The sequence below is a fragment of the Paenibacillus sp. UMB7766-LJ446 genome (assembly GCF_030226665.1).
GTDB lineage: Bacteria > Bacillota > Bacilli > Paenibacillales > Paenibacillaceae > Paenibacillus > Paenibacillus vandeheii.
Map to the genome: position 1 here is coordinate 237,109 of NZ_JASOYM010000002.1, position 18,033 is coordinate 255,141.

Genomic DNA, 18,033 nt, shown 5'->3' on the forward strand with positions numbered 1-18,033 from the left:
TGGCTTGTGCTAATGCTTATATTAATAATTTTCTCCGCGATAATAACGCTCCAGTTTGTTATCCAAATGAACAAGCTGAGCTTCTTTCTCCTCCATGTCTTTCAGCAGCTTTTGCTTTTGATCTTGAATCAGCTTGATTCTTTTCGGCAGGGTTGAGGTTCCTTCATTTACCATATCATAATAGGTTTTGATGTCCTCGACACTCATCCCGGTTTCGCGAAGACATTTGATAAAAACGAGCCAGTTCAAATCATCATCCGAGTACAGACGATTATTTTGCTCGCTTCGCGCAGCTGGTTTCAACAGTCCCTTTCTTTCATAAAAGCGGATCGCTCCGATTCCAATTTCGACTTTCTTCGCCACTTCTCCAATCGTTAACATGCCAGCCCTCTTTTTCAATAATTTATTGTTGACCTACACTAAGTGTAGCATAGTAACTTATACATTGTTAAAGATGAAATCAAATCAGAGAAAGAGGGATTCTCATGAAAAAGACCGCTTTTGTAACAGGAGCAAATAAAGGAATAGGATTCGAAGTCGTTAAACAGTTAGGTCAAGCAGGCTGGAAAGTTATCCTTGGTGCACGCAGTGCCGAACGGGGAGAAGCCGCCGTTTCCGAGTTAATCTCCGAGGGATTAGATATCGAATTTGTACAAATTGACATGGCTGACTTGAAAAGCATTGAACGGGCAGCCGATATGATGATCAAGAATTATCAGGACTTAACGCTTCTGATTAATAATGCAGGTATGCCAGGTGCGTTCTCCCGTTCTTTTACGGATACCAAAGAGGAGAATCTGCGGAACGCTTTCGAAGTCAACTTTTTCGGAACCTTCCGTCTGAATCAGCGTTTGTTCCCGTTAATTAAAGACAATGAAGGCACAATTATCAATGTATCGACCGACATGGCTTCTCTGGATCATATGCAAAACGCTGGATTTGCTTTAAACGCATTCGATTATAATTCATCCAAAACGGCCAACAATGCCATGACAGTCTCGATGGCTTATGAACTCAAAAGCAGCAGGGCTCAAGTATTTGCGGTAACGCCTGGATTCACATCAACAGATCTTAATGGCAATGCTGAAGGCGGCAAAACAAAAGAAGCAGCCGCTGCGATAATCGTGGGGTATGCGACAGATGGCAAACATCATAACGGTGAATTTTTGGATGAGAAGGGCGTATACGCCTGGTAATTCATAGCTTCATAAGCTCGCTATAATCATTGAGAAACAGACGTACTAAGCCGGAGAATCCGCTTAGTACGTCTGTTTTTTTAAAACGATGAATAGCAAAAAATATGATTTTATCTAGTGGTACTGGTACTCGTGATTGTTCATTTAATGGAACGATTTGCTCTAATTTAGATTATGCTGGAGCTCTTTCGTGCTCTCCTTTTTGAGATCGGGCATGAAAGCAGTGGCTAAAATGACGGCCATACCCGCAAGTCCGATCCAAATCAGAACGGATAACGGTGTATTCCAGGTCAATCCATGACCGAAGAAGAATAACTCCCGTAAACCGTCTACCATATAACGCATTGGAAGCCAAGAGTATACCCAATCCCGGTAAAAGGGGGACATCATCTCTGGAGCTAGAGCCAGCAGCGGTCCGCCAAAGAATAACAGTAGTGCAAAAATGGAAATTCCGCCAAATCCAACTAGGGAAACCACAGCCGAAATCAAGAGGAAAAAGCTGAAGAAAGATATGGACAGGAACCAGGCCGTATCTGTAAATTGTGGAATTTGCAGCCCAATCATTCCATCAGCGATCCAGGCAAAGCCGAATCCCACCACAACGGCGATGACCGCTCCTGTTACAATCTGTCCTATTTTTAAAGTAAGACGATCTCTTCTTGAACGGGACGGCACTTTTTTTATCGCCATAAAAATAATGGCTGCACTCGCCAGGCTGGACATCCACAGAGGCTGGAACAAAGAAATCGGCGCGTTACCATTAGCGCTGTGTGTACCAATTCCGTTCACATTGGTGACTTTCTTGGTGATAGGATTCACCAAAAGAGATGCCTGTTCTACGGTTAGTGTCGCTCCTTGAGCTTTGAATCCCTCCATTAATTGGGAACGGACCGTGTTATTCATATTATCGACGATTCCGTTTAGCATCTGTCCTGCCAAAGTGGAGGCCGCCGTGTTCATGCCTTGGTTGATCAAAATTTGCACCTCAGGCGAAGAAGGGGCTGTTGTCATAAGGGATGCCTGCTTAGAGCTAAAATCCGCAGGAATAACGAATGCTGCATAATACTCCTTTTGGTCCAGCCCTTTTTGAACTTCCGCCAGGCTGCTTACGTTAACCCATTTTACTGCCGGTTCTTCATCCTTTCCTGAGTCTGCTGTTTTTTGTATCATTTCCACGATGTTCTGTCCCATATTCAATTTAGGTTGATTAGGGATCTCTGCTCCCTCATCTTCGTTTACGATTGCAATGGGCAAATTCTTGGGCTGGGGCTGAACCGACGGAAACAACGTCAACGAAAAGACAAAGATGATGACCAAAGCAAGAATGGGCGATATCAGCACCATCTTATTTTTGAAAAGATTCAACAAACTTCACTCCTTATAATGATCATAATGTTGATTAACATTCACATTGTTGATTATAATAATTGCACCAAGAAATACAATAATCACATTTTTATAAAATGGGCATTAATCAACACCATTCGAAAAGGTGTTCAATAAGGAGTGGAGCGAAGTGGATCATCAGGAAGATAAGATGGATCGACGCAAGATCAGAACGAAGAAGTTGATTCGTCAGGCCTTGTTGGAATTGACGATGGAAAAGGGGCTTAACAAGATCAGTGTGATGGATCTGGCTGAACGAGCAGAGATTAACAGAGGCACATTTTATCTGCATTATCGTGACGTAGCTGATCTGGTAGACCAATTGAAGCAGGAGATTTTTGAAGGAATCCAGTTGCTTGCGATTGATCTTAATCCGATGGAAGTACGGCCATATGCAGAGCGTGGAGAACCCTATCCTTCTATTCTTAAAATATTGGAATATCTTTTGTCGCACGCAGATTACCTGCGCGTCATGCTAGATCCCAAGGGTGATTTGCAGCTCTCCATTCAGCTTAAAGAACTGATGGCGAAGCGCATGATTCAAAAATTCGAATCCCACCTCCCAAGAGAAACGGTTATTCGATGGGATTACTTCTTAGCTTTTACCGCCTCAGCCAATATCGGACTATTAACGCATTGGATGGCCCAAGGCAATGATCTATCGACCCGGGAGGTTGCCTTGATCATGACTCAAATTACAAGCCAGGGACCTTTAGAAACGCTGATGAGAGGAATAGGAAGTACAAAATAGACGGTTTTTTGCTAGATTTTTGAAAGGGGCATGGATGAATATGGCGGATAAAATACATGACCAAATGGTAGAAAGAACTCGCCGATTAATCAAGGAAACCCTGTTGATTTTGATAGAAGAGAAGGGTTTCGGCAATGTAACGGTTCGGGATTTGACGCTGAGGGCTAAGATCAATCGGGGTACATTCTATCTTCATTATCAAGATAAATATGACTTAATTGAACAAATGGAGCAAGAATTCCTGAATGGCTTACGACAATGTATGCACCTCTTAAACTATGAAGATATAATGCAGTGCCATATGGAGAGTACTCCTTATTTTCCATTGGTTGAGGTATTCCAATACTTAAAGGAAAACAGTCGGCTATTAAAAGGACTGCTCGGAGAAAAAGGAGATCCGGCTTTTTCGCAGAAAATGAAGTTGTTTCTAAGAGACGGATTTTTCAAGGACTTCATTGAGACTTTAGAAGATGAATCGATACCCAAATCCTATTTTTCTGCTTTTGCCACGTCGGCTTACCTTGGTGTCATTGAAGATTGGCTGAACAATGAAATGCAACAATCACCGGAAGAAATGGCCATCATCTATGTGAAAATCAAATTTTTTGGAAAATAACACATTTAATGATGTTGTTGGATATCCAACACACTGAACCGATCTGATCATTGTTGAATTGGAAAACTCTAATTATAATTAAACTGCAGATTAAAACAACGCGTTGTTGGTTTATTTTCTGTGTAATAGGAGAAGACAATATGTAAAAGGAAAAGGCAAGAATATTGTAATGAAGGGAGTTTTATTATGAATATTTCGATTCCTAATCCAATTGCTTATGATCGTATGTTATCACTTGAGGGAAAGTGTGCAGTCGTCACAGGGGGCAGCCGTGGAATTGGTGAGGCTATTGTGATGCGAATGGTTGAGGCGGGTGCCTCAGTCGTGATGACAGGCAGAGGGGCAGAGGCTCTGAAGCGTGTCGAAGAGAAAATCACCGCAATGGGAGGAAAAGCCATCGGTATTCAGGCTGATTCCAGCAGCGTTGAAGATTCTAAAAAGGTAATTGACGCAGCAGTGGAGAATTTCGGACGTATTGATATTCTGGTAAATAATGCCGCTGTATTTCCGGCAAGTACGGCAATGGAAATGACTGAAGAAGTATGGGACAAGACATTTGACACCGATACTAAGGGGGCGTTTTTTCTAGCCAAATATGCCGCCGAAGCGATGATCACTGCAGGTCACGGTGGACGTATTATTAACATTTTGTCGACTGCTGCTTTTCAGGTCGCTTCTCCACTAGTGGCATATGGTGCGGCCAAAGCAGGACTATGGTATATCACCCAAGCGATGGCTCAGGAATTGGCCGAACACAGCATTTTGGTTAATGCAGTGACACCTGGAGCTACCATGACCTCCGAACGCCTTTCTGCTATGTCTAAAGGCACCATGGTGGAGGATGTATTGGGTTCCAAAGTACCTGAATCGATGAAGAAATTACAAAGCGATCTGGCCGAGAATGGCATAGTCAAAATGTTATCAAGAATAACCCCGCTGGGCCGCCCTGGTTATCCTGACGATATTGCAAATGCGGTTCTATTTCTGGCATCCGACAGTGCAAGTTATATCAATGGAGTTAACATCACCGTCGATGGAGGCCAAACCCTGCAAAACTCAAAATTTCACGGCGTTTAAGATAATGAGCTAACCCGCCTTAAGTAGAGCGATCAAAGTATAGATATAGTTGGTTTCAATTTTACAGGAAAGAGCTGCTGAATGGGAAGAACACTTCATAAAAACGGCGCCTTATAATGGCAGCCGTTTTTATGTTGATGTTATTGGCTTTAAAAACAAAATATGCCGAGTATTGGCCGAATGTAAATTGAATCAATTGTCCAGTCCAGCTGCAGTAAAAGGGCCTTTCACGGTAATTGTAGCAAGGATACGGGCCATCTCTGCCGGAGATTCTGTTCCGTCACTATTCAACCATTGTTCAATGACGCCGATATGGGCAGAGGCCAAATAAGCAATTAAATACTCACTCGGGACAAGCAAATTTTCTTGCTTAATCAGAGGAAATTCTTTTCTTACAAACAGTGTATTCCACAAAAAGTCCTTCATCTTGGTTTGGAAAGACTGACCGCCATTGGGACCGGATACCGCTCTCATGAACCTTCTGTTTTGGTCCAGATACTCAAACATGGAAACCATGACATTAAAGGGAAGCGTAGCGGGAACGTTTGACTTAAAATCCCCATTCGTATCGGTAACGTTTTGTTTAACGATTTCTCTCATATTGCTCATAAACTCTTCTTGACTTCGTGCCATCAGATCAAATTTGTCCTGATAATGCGAATAAAAGGTTCCGCGATTAATTCTGGCCTTTGTCGTAATGTCCTTCACCGTGATGGCTTCGAATCCTTTTTCCTCAATTAAATCGATTAATGCTTCCCGAATGAGCTCCCTGGTTCGAATAATTCGTAAGTCGTTGCTTGGCTCACGCATCAATAATTCAGCTCCTTTATGAATAAAATATACACAATCGCAAAAAGTGTTGGATATCCGGCACATCGCATGATTCTGATTATTGTTGATCAGTTACATAGCCATTATAATTAAAAACATCAAGATAAACAACACGTTGTCCTTTTGGACGTGAATTAGAGAAAGGGTGGATCTGAACATGCCCGTCATTGAGATTGAGCATTTAACGAAGGATTACGGCCATCAGCGCGGGATTTTCGACGTTTCCTTTAGCATTGAAAAAGGGGAAGTGTATGGATTTTTAGGACCAAACGGAGCCGGTAAAACGACGACGATTCGACATATTATGGGCTTTTCCCGTCCTCAGCAGGGAAAAACTCTCGTGAACGGCCTGAACAGTTGGGAACGTGCGGCTGACATTCAAAAGCAACTGGGGTATTTACCGGGAGAAATCGCTTTGCCCGAAGCTCTTACGGGGACACAGTTCATTCACATGATGGCAGGCTTGCGAGGCATCACGGATATGTCACATACGCAGGCTTTAATGGAGAAGTTCGAGCTGAATCCTGCGGGGAGCTTAAAGCGGATGTCCCTTGGTATGAAAAGAAAGCTGGCCATCGTCACCGCATTCATGCATGACCCAGACGTACTGGTACTGGATGAGCCTACAAGCGGATTAGATCCGATTATGCAAAATTTGTTTATTGAGTTCATTAAGGATCAAAAGGAAAAAGGCAAAACCATTTTGATCTCAAGCCATATTTTTTCCGAAATTGATGCGACTTGTGACAAAATTTCCATCATTAAGGATGGACATTTAATCTCGTCCTTTGTAGCGGATGATTTACGTCGTAACGAAATCAAGACATTCAAGATGGAATTGCTGACCGAAGAAGCATTCAATCGCTTCGGGGATGAGGTGAAAGCACAACAAAACATAGAAGTTGTTTCCTTAACGCCTCACAAACTACAAGTGATATTGCGTATCCATGATCAGAATATCAACACCTTTATTTCCTTCATTTCCGATTATGAAGTGAAGTTTTTCTCCGAAATCAAATTCACCTTAGAGGATTATTTCATGAAGTTTTATGACCGCAACTCGACGGTTACAGGGGAGGCGACACCTAATGTCTTACATCGAAATTAAACATTTAACCAAAAATTATGGAAAGGGACAGGGCGTATTTGACCTCAACCTGACGATCGATAAAGGCGAGGTATTTGGCTTCGTTGGTACAAATGGAGCTGGTAAAACAACGACCATTCGGCACATCATGGGCTTTTTGAAGCCTCATAACGGGACTGTAACTATCAATGGAATGAATAGCTGGACGGAATCTGCCGAGATTAAGAAATTAATCGGTTATATTCCTGGAGAGATTGCTTTCCCGGATGCACCGACGGGCACAGAGTTTCTAAGAAGGCAAGCCGAAGTCTTAGGATTAACGGACATGTCTTACGCTGAACGTATCATCAAAAAATTGCAGCTTGATCCCACAGCCAATCTGAAAAGAATGTCTAAGGGGATGAAACAGAAAACGGCGATTGTTGCTGCTTTGATGGCCGATCCTGAAATTTTGATACTAGATGAGCCAACGACAGGGTTAGATCCTCTGATGAGGGCTGAATTCGTGGATATTTTGAAAGAGGAAAAGAAAAAGGGCAAAACGATATTTATGTCCAGCCACATGTTTGAGGAAGTCGAGGATACATGTGACAAAGTAGCTCTAATCAAAGGAGGAAAGCTGATTGCGGTCAAGCGCACCTCCGAGGTAAAGCATAATGAAAACAAAGAGTATAAAATCGAATTTTTAGCCCATGAAGATTATCAGCACTTTTTATCGGAGCCGTTTCATTTTGTTAAGAAGCGCGATGAACATAATCAAGTGGTGATTCAAATCAACGATGCGGAGATCAACGTGTTATTTGGAACCTTGAAGAGGTACCCAATCAAATTTATGAAAGAGATAAAGTATACGCTTGAAGATTACTTCAAAGGGATTTACGAGGAGGAAAACATCAATGCTTAGCAAACCGATTTTCAAACAAACGCTAAAGGCCAATATCAAATTATGGCTCATTTTTACAATCATCATGACGGCATTACATGTCATTCTCATAGCGGTGTTTGATGCAAGCACCATCTCTGATATGTCGGGCATGGTCAAAGACACCCCACTAGCCAGCCTGTTAGGAGAGGCTACATTTCTGGGCATGCTGGCCAAAACCTTCTATGGGATTCAGGGTGTACTTCTGCCCATCGTATTTATTATCATGACCGCTAACAGCCTCATCGCATCACAGGTTGATAGAGGGTCTATGGCCTATCTGCTCTCGACTCCGACCAAGCGGAGTACGGTGGTTCTAACTCAGGCCGTTTACTTGATCACGTCACTCATCGTGATGATCCTGATTATCACTTTGGCGGGATATACGTCAATCCATGTATTCCAGGGTGATGTGGATATCAATATGACGAATTATTTCATGCTGAACCTCGGTTTGTTCCTTTTAATGTTTGCAACCAGCAGTATTTCATTCTTTTTCTCCTGCGTATTCAATCTCACGAAAAATTCCTTGGCGTGGGGAGCGGGCATCCCAATGGCATTCTTCCTTCTTAAATTGATGGGAGATGTGGACAGCAGTTTGGAAAAATTAAAGTATCTATCGATGAACTCGCTTTTCGACACACATGCCATTTTAAACGGAGGCAATTATACGATTCAGTTTGTCTCACTGGTCGTGGTTGGCATTGTACTTTATTTCCTAGGCATTCGCATCTTCAAAAACAAGGATTTGCCATTATAATTATTACTCTCTGACAAACACAGATGTCCTATTCGCACAGGCAAGAAGTCCACTTATCGCGTAAACTGAAGTAAATCAGTGGAGTGAGGTGAAATTCCATGGCTAAAACCAACGAGATACGTCTAAAGGCAAAACGGTATAAGACCCGTCCCGTCTACGTGACTCTTCATAGTGGTGAAACGTACATCGGTTACATCTCTGACGTGAATAACGGAGGCCTGGTACTTACCGGGGGAGGAACAATATCGCCCAAGGTAACCAAAGAGGGCAGTTCCCGTGCTTCCAAACGAAAGGTCGTTTCACGAAACAAGAGTGGTCGTTCCCAGGACCGGAAACGGGTGAATGGCACACGCAAGCCGTCTACTCGTTCACGCACAGTGTCGCGCGCGCAGGTTTCATCCTTTCTGCCTATGATGGGTTCGCTGTTTGGCGGGCTTGGCGGGGCTTCGGCTGGAGGCATGCTTGGCGGCGGTTTGCGGATGTTCGGCATGATCCAGCAATTCATGCCGGTTGTGAAAATGGGCTACGGCATGATTAAATCCATCCATCCGTTCATGGGTGCCGTCAAAGGTTTGATGGCTCCGCCTAGTCAGGCCGAAGAGCAAGAGAATTAATCCGATATAGCAAAGACAACGGTACAATATGAAAAGCAGTCCATCATCAAAGATGAACTGCTTTTTATATTGTGCAAGTTAACGCATGATTTATTTACTTAATATCTTCAACGAGCAGAAGAACTTTTCCGCGCATTTGCCCCATTTTTTCATGAACGGAAGTCAGGCTGCTTAACGGATGTCTTTCTGTAATATACGGTTTGATGTGACCATCATTTACAAGCTTAGCAATTTGAGACAATTGCTCTGCATTACGTTGCACAGCCATTCTTACTGCTTGAACTCCCAATTCTTTCGCCACGTCTTCATCGGCTGGATTCAGAGCAGTAACAAGGGTGCCGCCTTCTTTGAGTATGTTTAGCAATTTCGTAACTTCCTCGGAAGAAAGGGGGGCGAGATTGAAAATCAGATCCACTTTCTCTGTCACTTTCTCTTCTACAGATTCGTTCTTGTAATCGATGATTTCATCGATACCCAGTTGTTGAAGATCAGAGAAACTGCTCTCCGAAGCTGTACCAATGACGTAAGCACCGCTCCATGTAGCTAACTGAACTGCAAAGGAACCGACACCTCCAGCAGCTGCTGTAATCAATACACGCTGTCCGGATTGCAAATGTCCATTGTGGAATAAACCTTGCCATGCTGTCATCGCTCCACCTGGAATAGCAGCAGCATCCTGAAGACTAATGTTTTTAGGCGCAAGAGCAACATCAACCGCTTTGCTGACTACATATTCTGCGGCAGCACCATTTCTGGACATATCGAGAAAAGCATATACCTCATCGCCTACATTCAGCCCTGTAACCGTTTCGCCAACTTTCTCAATGACACCGGACACGTCCACGTTTGGAGTGAAGGGCAGCTCTAGTGGCAGAAAATCTTTCAACGCACCCATTCGAATCATGGCATCAGCCGGATTGAAGGCTGTTGCTGCTACTTTGATCAACACTTCATCTTCCTGTACTACTGGAATTGGTGCTTCTTCATACTTCAGAACGTCTGCTGCACCATATTGATGATATCTGACTGCCTTCATTTTAAATGCACCTCTGATTCTATATTGTAATATCCAATGAACAACGTGTTGATCGTCATTCGATCTGATTCTATCTTAAAATACAGGTTGTTCATATTCAATCAACAGTATAATCGCCTGTGTTGAGTGTTTGTTTTCTTGTTAAGTGAGTTCCTGAAGAATGTTAAACATACCTTTGGAAAGAAAAAGGTCAAGTAAAGCTTCACTATTTCATGGTTCACAACTTTTACTCGACTCATTGATGAGGAGGATACAAATGAATAATTTAAGTTGGTTTGATATCGCTTGGCCATTCATTGGAGGCGCTGGAGCACTATTTTTGCTATTTTTGTTATTTCAGACGAATCGTTTACGCAGTGATATGACCAAATCGCGTTGGTACGATATTGTTTGGTTATCCTGGCTCGGTGCGGTAGCCTATTTGATTCATAACTTTGAGGAATACGGCATCGATATCTACGGCCGTCTACATGAATTTCCGGAAACGTTTGCTACCATTCTTAACACGGCCAATTCTGTTGGAGGAACGCCACCGAACGCCTTCTTTACAGCAATCAATCTTTCGATTGTATGGGTCGTGGCACCAATAGCTGCATTATTGAGTCGACGTCATCCATTAATCGGTTTAGCTATGTATGGCATTATGTTTGTAAATGCCTTATCTCATATTGTCCCTGTGCTAACGGGGATAGGTTACACACCTGGGCTTCTGACCTCAATCGTGATCTTTCTTCCGCTTTCAGGATGGTGTGCTTATGCTTGTTTCGGAAGACACAAATTGAGCTATGCAGCTATGTTCACCGTGATTCTCGTATCCATTATTGCGCATACAGTCTTACTTGGATCGGCCATGTTATTTATTAATGGTGTAATCAGCAGCGATGTTGTCGTATTTATTCAAGTGATAAACGGGGGATTGGTGTTGTTGATCTCATGGCTTGCAGAAAAGTGGCGCCATGGCAAACTCATTCAACCAAGGGCATGAATGCAAAGAGGGGATTTCTCGAACTGCATTAACAAAAAAGCTTAGTGAACAAAAGATGAATCCAAGCTTCATTGCCAATTTTCAGAGCTGAAACAACAGGTGAGTCAGCGTAATTGACAACGCTTAAAGTATTCTCTTATACTGATAGCAACGAAACAGAATATCCACAAGCCTCTATGGGTTATGGCTTTTCTCAAAAAATTACTATTAACGCTACACGATAGCCTTGCTGGCTGTCGTGTGTTTTTTTTTGCAAAAAGTAGCGATAACACAGACCAGAAAGGATTTGCTGTATGTATCAAGGGAAGTCACGGAGAATCGTCGTTGTTCTGTTGGGGTTATACACGATATTAACTTTATTCTTTTTATTTGTAGGTTTTAATAGGTCTTCTTTTATCCCTGACCAAGGTCTAAGATACCATTTAACATTTGAAGGTATTCCTTTGCATTTTCCTATGGGAAGAGACTTTCAAATTTGGTTCTTTGACTTAGGCAATTTTCTTGCTTTTATCCCATTTGGAATGGTCATCCCGCTTCTGTATCGTTGCAGTTTCACCCGATTTATCTGCTTTTTTATGATGGGCATCACGGTTATAGAGTTGATTCAAATGTTCTCCCGCTTGGGGGCGTTTGATATCAACGATATCATCATAAATACATTAGGAGCAGCAGTAGGGTATTGGTCACAGCGAATCATAATACAGCATAGAGATACATTTAAGGGAATGCTTAAAATCGCCCTGACAGCGGTAGTCATTTCTACCGGAATGATTCTTGTTGTAGGAGGCATCAATCATTATTTAGATAACGTTAACGGAGAAGTCGTGGCTCTGAATGAACTTGCGGTCAACGAAGGGACTGTGCAATGGGATGCAAATCTGACCACCTTTGCTGCGGGAACGACTCAGGTTGAACCTCAACTCAATCTGTACAGCCTGGAAAACAGAAAAAACAATGCGTTTTCATATCTATTAAACGGCAATTATGCAAAGGTTGAGGGCTATGTCGCCATATCAGGAAATGCTGATGACACTGCAAGCAGCGATAGAAACGAAATCATCTTTATCGCAGACGGAGCAGAAATCTATTCCATCAGTTTGGGAGGAGAGCGTGAACCGGACTCTTTTCAGTTTACTCTGAAGGGTACCAAAGAACTGACCATCAAAGTTCTCGACAACGGTACAAATCCGAACACCAATATCGTGATGTGGGATGTTACTCTAACCGAGGTGAACAAAGGCCAAAGAATGATAAACATGATTACTGATCCGATTAAAGAAGTATTCAAGTGAAATTGAAAGCCCTTTGTATGCAGTGCGAAAACAATTTAGCGATCAAAAGATAAGATGACCAATCTTCTTTTAATAGAAGATCGGTCTTTTTTGTATTTACAGAACATTAACATGATGCAGATACGGGTCTGATTTTTTTCCCGTAACATAAGTGATAGATGTGGGAACGGTCCCACACTCATCCAACTTTGCATCACGAAAGCCGTGCGAAGACAACCAAAAGATGAAAGGCGGTGCGGCGTAATGGAGCTGCTGGATCTACAAGGATATGCGTCTCCTGAGGATTCAAAGACACATATCCGCATTCCTTTTGAGTTAAACGAGGGCTGTGGGAAGCTGAACCTTCGATTACAATATGCGCCGAAGACGCTCGAGAATCGGGAGAAGGCGCTGCAGCTACTTAAGAATAGTTATGACTTATACATTTTGCCGGAAAATCGGGAATTCGCAATGGAGAATGCCGACAGGCACCTCCCCCTGAAAAATTTGATCACACTCTCGCTGGACGACGCGCGGGGATATCGAGGAGCGTGCCACCGCCAGGATGAGGTGCAGGAGTTGTTCGTATCGGAGCGAGATGCTTCACCCGGTCTCATGCCGGGTGAGCTGGTTCCCGGCTCCTGGAGCGTCACACTCAGCCTGCACTGTATCGTGACAGATATCTGCGATTACCGGCTGCAAATCTGGACGACGGAGGAGGACATCGTATGAAATGGCTCGCCTGCGAATTGCATACACATACGCTGCACAGCGACGGCAGCCAGACGCTGGAGGAGCTGGCGGCAGGGGCGGCCAATCTGGGCTTCGACGCCATCGCGCTGACTGACCATAACACGATGTCCGGCCTGATCGGCAAAGAAGAACTGGAGCGGGAATACGGACTTCGAATTATTCCCGGCATGGAGTGGACGACCTTTTACGGTCATATGGTGACGATAGGATTGAACGCTTTTGCCGACTGGCGTCAAGTAGATCGGGATAGGATCGATGAGGGGATTGAAGCCGTACATCGGCTCGGGGGAATCGCCGGGCTTGCCCATCCGTTCCGCATCGGCAGTCCGGCTTGTACCGGCTGCTTCTGGGAATACGAGATCGGAAATTGGTCCGCCGTCGATTATATCGAAGTCTGGTCCGGAACGTTCCCTTCCATACAGACAAACAATCGGCGGGCATTTGATCTGTGGACACAAAAGCTGAATGAAGGGTATCGGATCGCCGCAACTTCGGGCCGGGACTGGCATGCGCAGGTCGAAACGGAAGAGCCGATATCGGTCACATACCTCGGTATCGAGGACAGCGCAGTTGAGGAGAGTGGTGATCCGGTATCTCTACCCTTACATGAACAAACCCTGATTCAGGCGCTGCGGGAAGGGCGCGCTTCCGTAACCATTGGTCCTCTGCTGACCTTGAAGCTAAACGCTGGTGGTTCTGACTATCCGATCGGCTCTACGGTTCCATCGGTAGTCGAGAGACCGGAAGCCGCAGCGCAGCCGATCCAGGTGGTGAACTTGACGCTGGACTTCTCGGTCCGCGCCGGACTGTGGTCGCTGCCGACGCAGGTCTGCAGATTGAAGCTGTGCTCCAATCTGGGCGAGGAACTAAGTCTGGAAGTACCTTATTCATTGGACGGACAGATGATGCAGTTCGAAGCCCAACTGACGGAGTCCACGCCTAATATTCCCCGCAGGTGGATTCGCTCCGAGTTGTGGGGAACGGTGCAAGGCGCTTATGTTCGGATTGCCTTTACCAACGCGATTTATTTCGAAGAAGGAGGATACCCGCGATGAACAAATTTCCGCTGGTCACGGCCCACACCGGCTGCATGGGTCATCCCGATCATTCTTATGAGTCGCTTCAGGCGGCTCTGACACTTGGCGTGGATATTTACGAAGATGATATCCGGTCGACTCGGGACGGCGTACCGGTACTCGCACATGACGACGATATTACTTTGGCGGATGGAAGCCGCGGTAGCCTAGCAGAATTAACGCTGAAAGAGTTGAATGCCAGCTTGTCGGTGCCAATTCCGACCCTTCAGGATGTGCTTGGGCAGATCCGGGAAGCCGGTAAAATCATGAATCTCGATATCAAAACGGACAGTGCCCTCGAGCCCGTGTCCATCCTGGTCGAACGGATGGGTATGACGGAAATGGTGTTTCTCAGCGGCTGCAATTATGGGACGGCGGTCAGAGCTGGTCGCTACGCGCCGCACATCCGTAGGCTGCTTAATGTGAACATGCAAAGCTTCGGAAGTCTGCCCTACGACGAGGCAATGCTCCAGGCCTGTGCAGAAGGCCGCGAAGCCGGCTGCTTCGGGCTTAACGTACCGTATCAGGCAGTGCGGCCAGAACTAATGGAAGCGGTACGGGGGAATGGTCTGGATCTCTACGTCTGGACAGTTACGGAGGCGGACGACATGCGGCGACTTGCGCAGTTGGGCGTCAATTCGATAACAACCCGCGATCCGGCGAAGCTGATCGCCGTCCGGGGAGAAATGGAATGTGCAGAGGAGAATAGGGATTGGACAATAAACTGAATCATAGTCTGCGGGAGCTGGCGCAGTTGGCCGGCGTATCGAAATCTACCGCATCTCGGGTCATCTCCGGAAATGGATACGCGAGTCCCGAAGTCAGGGAACGCGTGCTTAAGGCGGTCGAGCAGCTTCGTTACAAGCCGAGCGCCGTCGCCCGAGCGATGGTCGCGAAGCGGACGCACAACATCGGAGTCATCGTTTTTCGCGACAGGCTGCCGATCGTATCCCACACACTGTACGGCAGAATCATCGACGAGATTCTGATGGCTGCTGAAGCACTGGGCTACTCGATCTTCCTGAAGACCGACCGGGAGATGTCGCTGCGCTCCACCGATTATATGCTGGAGCAGCGGGTCGATGGACTCATTCTGGTCAGCAGGCTGCAGAAGAACGTTATCGATTACGTTAAGAACTTCAATATCCCTTACCTGATGGTGAACGGATCGACCGAGGATCCGGATGTGGTTCATCTTGTGAGCAACGACGAATCCGGCGGAGAACGGGCGGCAGAACATCTGTATGCGTGTGGACACCGCAAATTCTTCATCATCGCCGGACCGGGTGAGCATCGGAGCCACTCATTGCGACTGGCGGGCTTCCGCAAGCGGCTCGAATCCCTCGGCGTTTGTTCCGGCCAGGACGGGTTTACCGTCGTCGAGTCTTCGGAATCCAGTTTCGATTCAGGCCGGAAGCTGATGGAAGAGCACTATGCGGCATTCCTGGAGGGAGGATATAGCGCTCTGTTTAGCACGAATGACATGCTGGCACTGGGCGCCATGAAACTGCTGATGGAGCGCGGCGTCCGCATTCCGGAGGAAGTGTCCGTAATGGGTTACGACAATACCGAAGTGGCGGGGATGTATCACCCGTCGCTGACGACTGTCAGTGTGGATGCGTCCGGTATAGGCCGAGACGCGGTATCCATTCTGGACCACCTGATCAGCGGCGAGGGGAGCGTGCCGCGCCTGATTGAATACGAAAGCGAAGTGATCGTTCGTCAATCGACAAATGGAAAGGAGGATGGGACATGTTGTGGTACTGGAAACACGTAGGCCCGAGAAGAATTATCGAGTTTGTGCTACTGACTGTGTTCGCCGTTTTTTTCGCGGGTCCGCTGGTCAACCTGCTGGTGCTTGCTTTTAGCGAAAAGTGGAATTATCCGGACATTCTGCCCCAGGTATGGGGTTTCAAATGGTGGGAGTTCGTGCTGGCGAAGGACGATATCGTCTCGTCGATCTCCCTATCGTTCCTCATTGCCACCCTGGTGACACTGCTGTCTATCGTCGTTTGCATCCCGGCAGCGTACGCCTTCGCAAGACTTCAGTTTCCGCTGAAGCGGATGTTTCTGTTTTCGTTCCTGCTGACGCATGCCTTTCCGAAAATGGGGTTGTACGTCTCCATCGCAGTCCTGTTCTACCGGATCGGCCTGATGAATACGCTGCTCGGTGTTGTGCTGATTCATATGATTAATGTGTTGATGTTCATGACCTGGATTCCAACGTCCGCTTTCCGCAACGTGCACCGTGCACAGGAGGAGTCGGCACGAGACGTTGGGGCGAGCCCGTTCAAAGTTTTTCGCAGCATCACACTACCAATGGCAATGCCGGGCATCGTGGTCGCTTCGATCTTCACGTTCCTGAATTCGCTCGACGAAGCGCAGGGGACCTTCCTGGTCGGCATTCCCGATTACAAAACGATGCCAATCGTCATGTACTCCATCATTTCCGATTTTCCGAGTAGTGCCGGGGCCGTATTCTCGATCATCCTGACGCTGCCAACCATTATCTTGCTGGTAGCAGCCCAGCGGCTGGTGAGCGCGGACGTGCTGGCGAGCGGTTTTCAAATGAAATAGAAATGCTTCGGTCACTATACCGGGGCAAAGGGAGGCAGAAGCATGCAGTTGTCTGTACGAGAGTTAGCCAAACGCTACAAAACCGGTGACGGGGTCAGCGGCATCAACATTGATATCGAAAAAGGCGAGCTAGTCACCCTCCTGGGTCCTTCGGGGTGCGGCAAAACCACTGTGCTACGAAGCATCGGGGGTTTTCTGGAACCGGACTCCGGTGACATCTTGATCGAGGGCAAGAGTGTCATTCAGCTTCCACCAGAGAAACGGCCAACCTCGATGGTGTTCCAGAGCTATAATCTGTGGTCGCATATGTCGGTATACGACAATCTGGCGTTCGGCCTGAAGATCCGCAAAATGCCGAAGGCAGAGATCCGCACCGCGGTCGAGGATGCGCTCAAGCTGGTCCGGCTGTCGGGCTTCGGGAAGAAGTATCCGGCCGAGCTTTCGGGTGGACAGCAGCAGCGGGTTGCGCTGGCTCGATCCCTGCTGCTTAACCCGGCGGTACTGCTGTTGGACGAGCCTTTCTCGGCACTGGACGCCAAGCTGCGGCACGAAATGCGCGAAGAACTGCGCGAGATCCAAATGAAGACGGGTCTCACGATGGTCTTTGTCACGCATGATCAGGAAGAAGCACTGTCGTTATCTGACCGCATTATCGTCATGAATCATGGGCACATCGAGCAGATTGCTCAGCCGCAGAAGATTTACGATGAGCCGGCTTCCTTGTATGTCGCCGGTTTTATCGGCAAAATGAATTTCTTGAAGGGGGTGGCGGAAGGGGAGAGCATACACATTGGAAGTCTTAGCCTACCGAACGAGAAGGGGCTAAGCGGACAGGTGACGGCGGCGGTCCGGCCAGAAGACGTTCAGGTGAGCAGTACCACGATGGGTGAAGGTATTTTGGCAGGCAAGGTCAAGCAGGTGATGATTCTGGGACATTACGCGGAAGTTACCGTGGAACTGATGGAATTCGGCATCATACGTGCTTTTCTGAACAAGGAATTCGTTGAGCAGCTGCAGGTAGGAAAAGACGTTGGGATCTCGATATCGAAAATGACCGGATTCCCGGTCGCTGAATCGAACTGAGGAGGATGAATG

At 46.3% G+C, this 18,033-nt stretch carries 20 protein-coding genes; 16 read left to right on the top strand and 4 right to left on the bottom strand.

Features of this window, described 5'->3' with window-relative positions; genetic code table 11:
- Positions 1-21 precede the first annotated feature (21 nt).
- Positions 22-381 carry a MerR family transcriptional regulator gene (locus tag QP794_RS06050; RefSeq protein WP_285075382.1) on the bottom strand — a complete coding sequence of 120 codons (360 nt, stop codon included), beginning with the start codon at positions 379-381 and terminating at the stop codon, positions 22-24.
- 104 nt (positions 382-485) lie between these two features.
- Between QP794_RS06050 and QP794_RS06055 the strand changes: the two genes are divergently transcribed.
- Entirely contained in the window at positions 486-1,196 is a 711-nt protein-coding gene (locus QP794_RS06055) for an SDR family NAD(P)-dependent oxidoreductase (protein WP_285075383.1), read from the top strand.
- A 162-nt stretch (positions 1,197-1,358) separates the two neighbouring features.
- Here the strand turns inward: QP794_RS06055 and QP794_RS06060 are convergent, their stop codons facing one another.
- Complete coding sequence (locus tag QP794_RS06060) at positions 1,359-2,540, bottom strand: YhgE/Pip domain-containing protein (RefSeq protein ID WP_285075770.1); 1,182 nt, start codon at positions 2,538-2,540, stop codon at positions 1,359-1,361.
- Positions 2,541-2,712: 172 nt separating this feature from the next.
- Here QP794_RS06060 and QP794_RS06065 point away from each other — a divergent pair, with 172 nt between their 5' ends.
- The 3 genes from QP794_RS06065 (at position 2,713) to QP794_RS06075 (ending at position 5,026) form a co-directional block, all read left to right on the top strand.
- On the top strand, positions 2,713-3,333 hold the full coding sequence (locus QP794_RS06065; RefSeq protein ID WP_285075384.1) for a TetR/AcrR family transcriptional regulator: 621 nt from the start codon (positions 2,713-2,715) through the stop codon (positions 3,331-3,333).
- Between the two features lie 40 nt (positions 3,334-3,373).
- Complete coding sequence (locus QP794_RS06070) at positions 3,374-3,949, top strand: TetR/AcrR family transcriptional regulator (protein WP_285075385.1); 576 nt, start codon at positions 3,374-3,376, stop codon at positions 3,947-3,949.
- Between the two features lie 186 nt (positions 3,950-4,135).
- Complete coding sequence (locus tag QP794_RS06075; RefSeq protein ID WP_285075386.1) at positions 4,136-5,026, top strand: SDR family NAD(P)-dependent oxidoreductase; 891 nt, start codon at positions 4,136-4,138, stop codon at positions 5,024-5,026.
- A 192-nt stretch (positions 5,027-5,218) separates the two neighbouring features.
- Here the strand turns inward: QP794_RS06075 and QP794_RS06080 are convergent, their stop codons facing one another.
- Positions 5,219-5,836 carry a TetR/AcrR family transcriptional regulator gene (locus QP794_RS06080; RefSeq protein WP_285075387.1) on the bottom strand — a complete coding sequence of 206 codons (618 nt, stop codon included), beginning with the start codon at positions 5,834-5,836 and terminating at the stop codon, positions 5,219-5,221.
- Between the two features lie 178 nt (positions 5,837-6,014).
- On the opposite strand from QP794_RS06080, the gene QP794_RS06085 reads away from it, so the two are divergent.
- The 4 genes from QP794_RS06085 (at position 6,015) to QP794_RS06100 (ending at position 9,240) form a co-directional block, all read left to right on the top strand.
- The gene (locus QP794_RS06085; protein WP_285075388.1) at positions 6,015-6,965 is read left to right on the top strand and encodes an ABC transporter ATP-binding protein; all 951 of its coding nucleotides are present in this window, start codon (positions 6,015-6,017) and stop codon (positions 6,963-6,965) included.
- On the top strand, positions 6,946-7,848 hold the full coding sequence (locus tag QP794_RS06090; protein WP_285075389.1) for an ABC transporter ATP-binding protein: 903 nt from the start codon (positions 6,946-6,948) through the stop codon (positions 7,846-7,848). The genes QP794_RS06085 and QP794_RS06090 overlap by 20 nt, the downstream gene beginning before the upstream one ends.
- A complete protein-coding gene (locus QP794_RS06095; protein ID WP_285075390.1) occupies positions 7,841-8,626 on the top strand; it encodes an ABC transporter permease subunit in 786 nt (261 codons plus the stop codon). Before QP794_RS06090 ends, QP794_RS06095 begins: the two co-directional genes overlap by 8 nt.
- A 98-nt stretch (positions 8,627-8,724) precedes the next feature.
- Positions 8,725-9,240, top strand: a complete 516-nt coding sequence (locus tag QP794_RS06100; RefSeq protein WP_285075391.1) for a hypothetical protein — start codon at positions 8,725-8,727, stop codon at positions 9,238-9,240.
- Between the two features lie 94 nt (positions 9,241-9,334).
- On the opposite strand, the gene QP794_RS06105 is transcribed toward QP794_RS06100, so the two are convergent.
- On the bottom strand, positions 9,335-10,276 hold the full coding sequence (locus QP794_RS06105; RefSeq protein ID WP_285075392.1) for an NADP-dependent oxidoreductase: 942 nt from the start codon (positions 10,274-10,276) through the stop codon (positions 9,335-9,337).
- A gap of 256 nt (positions 10,277-10,532) precedes the next feature.
- Between QP794_RS06105 and QP794_RS06110 the strand changes: the two genes are divergently transcribed.
- From QP794_RS06110 to QP794_RS06145, 8 genes are all read left to right on the top strand, one after another.
- Positions 10,533-11,261, top strand: a complete 729-nt coding sequence (locus QP794_RS06110; RefSeq protein WP_285075393.1) for an HXXEE domain-containing protein — start codon at positions 10,533-10,535, stop codon at positions 11,259-11,261.
- A gap of 293 nt (positions 11,262-11,554) precedes the next feature.
- Entirely contained in the window at positions 11,555-12,553 is a 999-nt protein-coding gene (locus tag QP794_RS06115) for a VanZ family protein (protein ID WP_285075394.1), read from the top strand.
- A gap of 204 nt (positions 12,554-12,757) precedes the next feature.
- Positions 12,758-13,264, top strand: coding sequence for a hypothetical protein (locus QP794_RS06120; RefSeq protein WP_285075395.1), 507 nt, complete (start codon positions 12,758-12,760; stop codon positions 13,262-13,264).
- Positions 13,261-14,340, top strand: a complete 1,080-nt coding sequence (locus QP794_RS06125) for a CehA/McbA family metallohydrolase (protein ID WP_285075396.1) — start codon at positions 13,261-13,263, stop codon at positions 14,338-14,340. The genes QP794_RS06120 and QP794_RS06125 overlap by 4 nt, the downstream gene beginning before the upstream one ends.
- Positions 14,337-15,089, top strand: coding sequence for a glycerophosphodiester phosphodiesterase (locus QP794_RS06130; protein ID WP_285075397.1), 753 nt, complete (start codon positions 14,337-14,339; stop codon positions 15,087-15,089). The genes QP794_RS06125 and QP794_RS06130 overlap by 4 nt, the downstream gene beginning before the upstream one ends.
- Complete coding sequence (locus QP794_RS06135) at positions 15,074-16,138, top strand: LacI family DNA-binding transcriptional regulator (RefSeq protein WP_285075398.1); 1,065 nt, start codon at positions 15,074-15,076, stop codon at positions 16,136-16,138. The genes QP794_RS06130 and QP794_RS06135 overlap by 16 nt, the downstream gene beginning before the upstream one ends.
- The gene (locus QP794_RS06140) at positions 16,114-16,938 is read left to right on the top strand and encodes an ABC transporter permease (protein ID WP_024633298.1); all 825 of its coding nucleotides are present in this window, start codon (positions 16,114-16,116) and stop codon (positions 16,936-16,938) included. The genes QP794_RS06135 and QP794_RS06140 overlap by 25 nt, the downstream gene beginning before the upstream one ends.
- A gap of 42 nt (positions 16,939-16,980) precedes the next feature.
- A complete protein-coding gene (locus tag QP794_RS06145) occupies positions 16,981-18,021 on the top strand; it encodes an ABC transporter ATP-binding protein (protein WP_024633299.1) in 1,041 nt (346 codons plus the stop codon).
- Positions 18,022-18,033 lie beyond the last annotated feature (12 nt).

Bases quoted from the DNA above. Each gene is read 5' to 3' on its own strand.
- QP794_RS06075 (WP_285075386.1), top strand. From the start codon at position 4,136: ATGAATATTTCGATTCCTAATCCAATTGCTTATGATCGTATGTTATCA.
- QP794_RS06060 (WP_285075770.1), bottom strand. From the start codon at position 2,540: ATGGTGCTGATATCGCCCATTCTTGCTTTGGTCATCATCTTTGTCTTT.
- QP794_RS06140 (WP_024633298.1), top strand. From the start codon at position 16,114: ATGTTGTGGTACTGGAAACACGTAGGCCCGAGAAGAATTATCGAGTTT.
- QP794_RS06100 (WP_285075391.1), top strand. From the start codon at position 8,725: ATGGCTAAAACCAACGAGATACGTCTAAAGGCAAAACGGTATAAGACC.
- QP794_RS06050 (WP_285075382.1), bottom strand. From the start codon at position 381: ATGTTAACGATTGGAGAAGTGGCGAAGAAAGTCGAAATTGGAATCGGA.
- QP794_RS06130 (WP_285075397.1), top strand. From the start codon at position 14,337: ATGAACAAATTTCCGCTGGTCACGGCCCACACCGGCTGCATGGGTCAT.
- QP794_RS06145 (WP_024633299.1), top strand. From the start codon at position 16,981: ATGCAGTTGTCTGTACGAGAGTTAGCCAAACGCTACAAAACCGGTGAC.
- QP794_RS06105 (WP_285075392.1), bottom strand. From the start codon at position 10,276: ATGAAGGCAGTCAGATATCATCAATATGGTGCAGCAGACGTTCTGAAG.
- QP794_RS06070 (WP_285075385.1), top strand. From the start codon at position 3,374: ATGGCGGATAAAATACATGACCAAATGGTAGAAAGAACTCGCCGATTA.
- QP794_RS06115 (WP_285075394.1), top strand. From the start codon at position 11,555: ATGTATCAAGGGAAGTCACGGAGAATCGTCGTTGTTCTGTTGGGGTTA.
- QP794_RS06095 (WP_285075390.1), top strand. From the start codon at position 7,841: ATGCTTAGCAAACCGATTTTCAAACAAACGCTAAAGGCCAATATCAAA.
- QP794_RS06090 (WP_285075389.1), top strand. From the start codon at position 6,946: ATGTCTTACATCGAAATTAAACATTTAACCAAAAATTATGGAAAGGGA.
- QP794_RS06055 (WP_285075383.1), top strand. From the start codon at position 486: ATGAAAAAGACCGCTTTTGTAACAGGAGCAAATAAAGGAATAGGATTC.
- QP794_RS06080 (WP_285075387.1), bottom strand. From the start codon at position 5,836: ATGCGTGAGCCAAGCAACGACTTACGAATTATTCGAACCAGGGAGCTC.
- QP794_RS06085 (WP_285075388.1), top strand. From the start codon at position 6,015: ATGCCCGTCATTGAGATTGAGCATTTAACGAAGGATTACGGCCATCAG.
- QP794_RS06125 (WP_285075396.1), top strand. From the start codon at position 13,261: ATGAAATGGCTCGCCTGCGAATTGCATACACATACGCTGCACAGCGAC.
- QP794_RS06110 (WP_285075393.1), top strand. From the start codon at position 10,533: ATGAATAATTTAAGTTGGTTTGATATCGCTTGGCCATTCATTGGAGGC.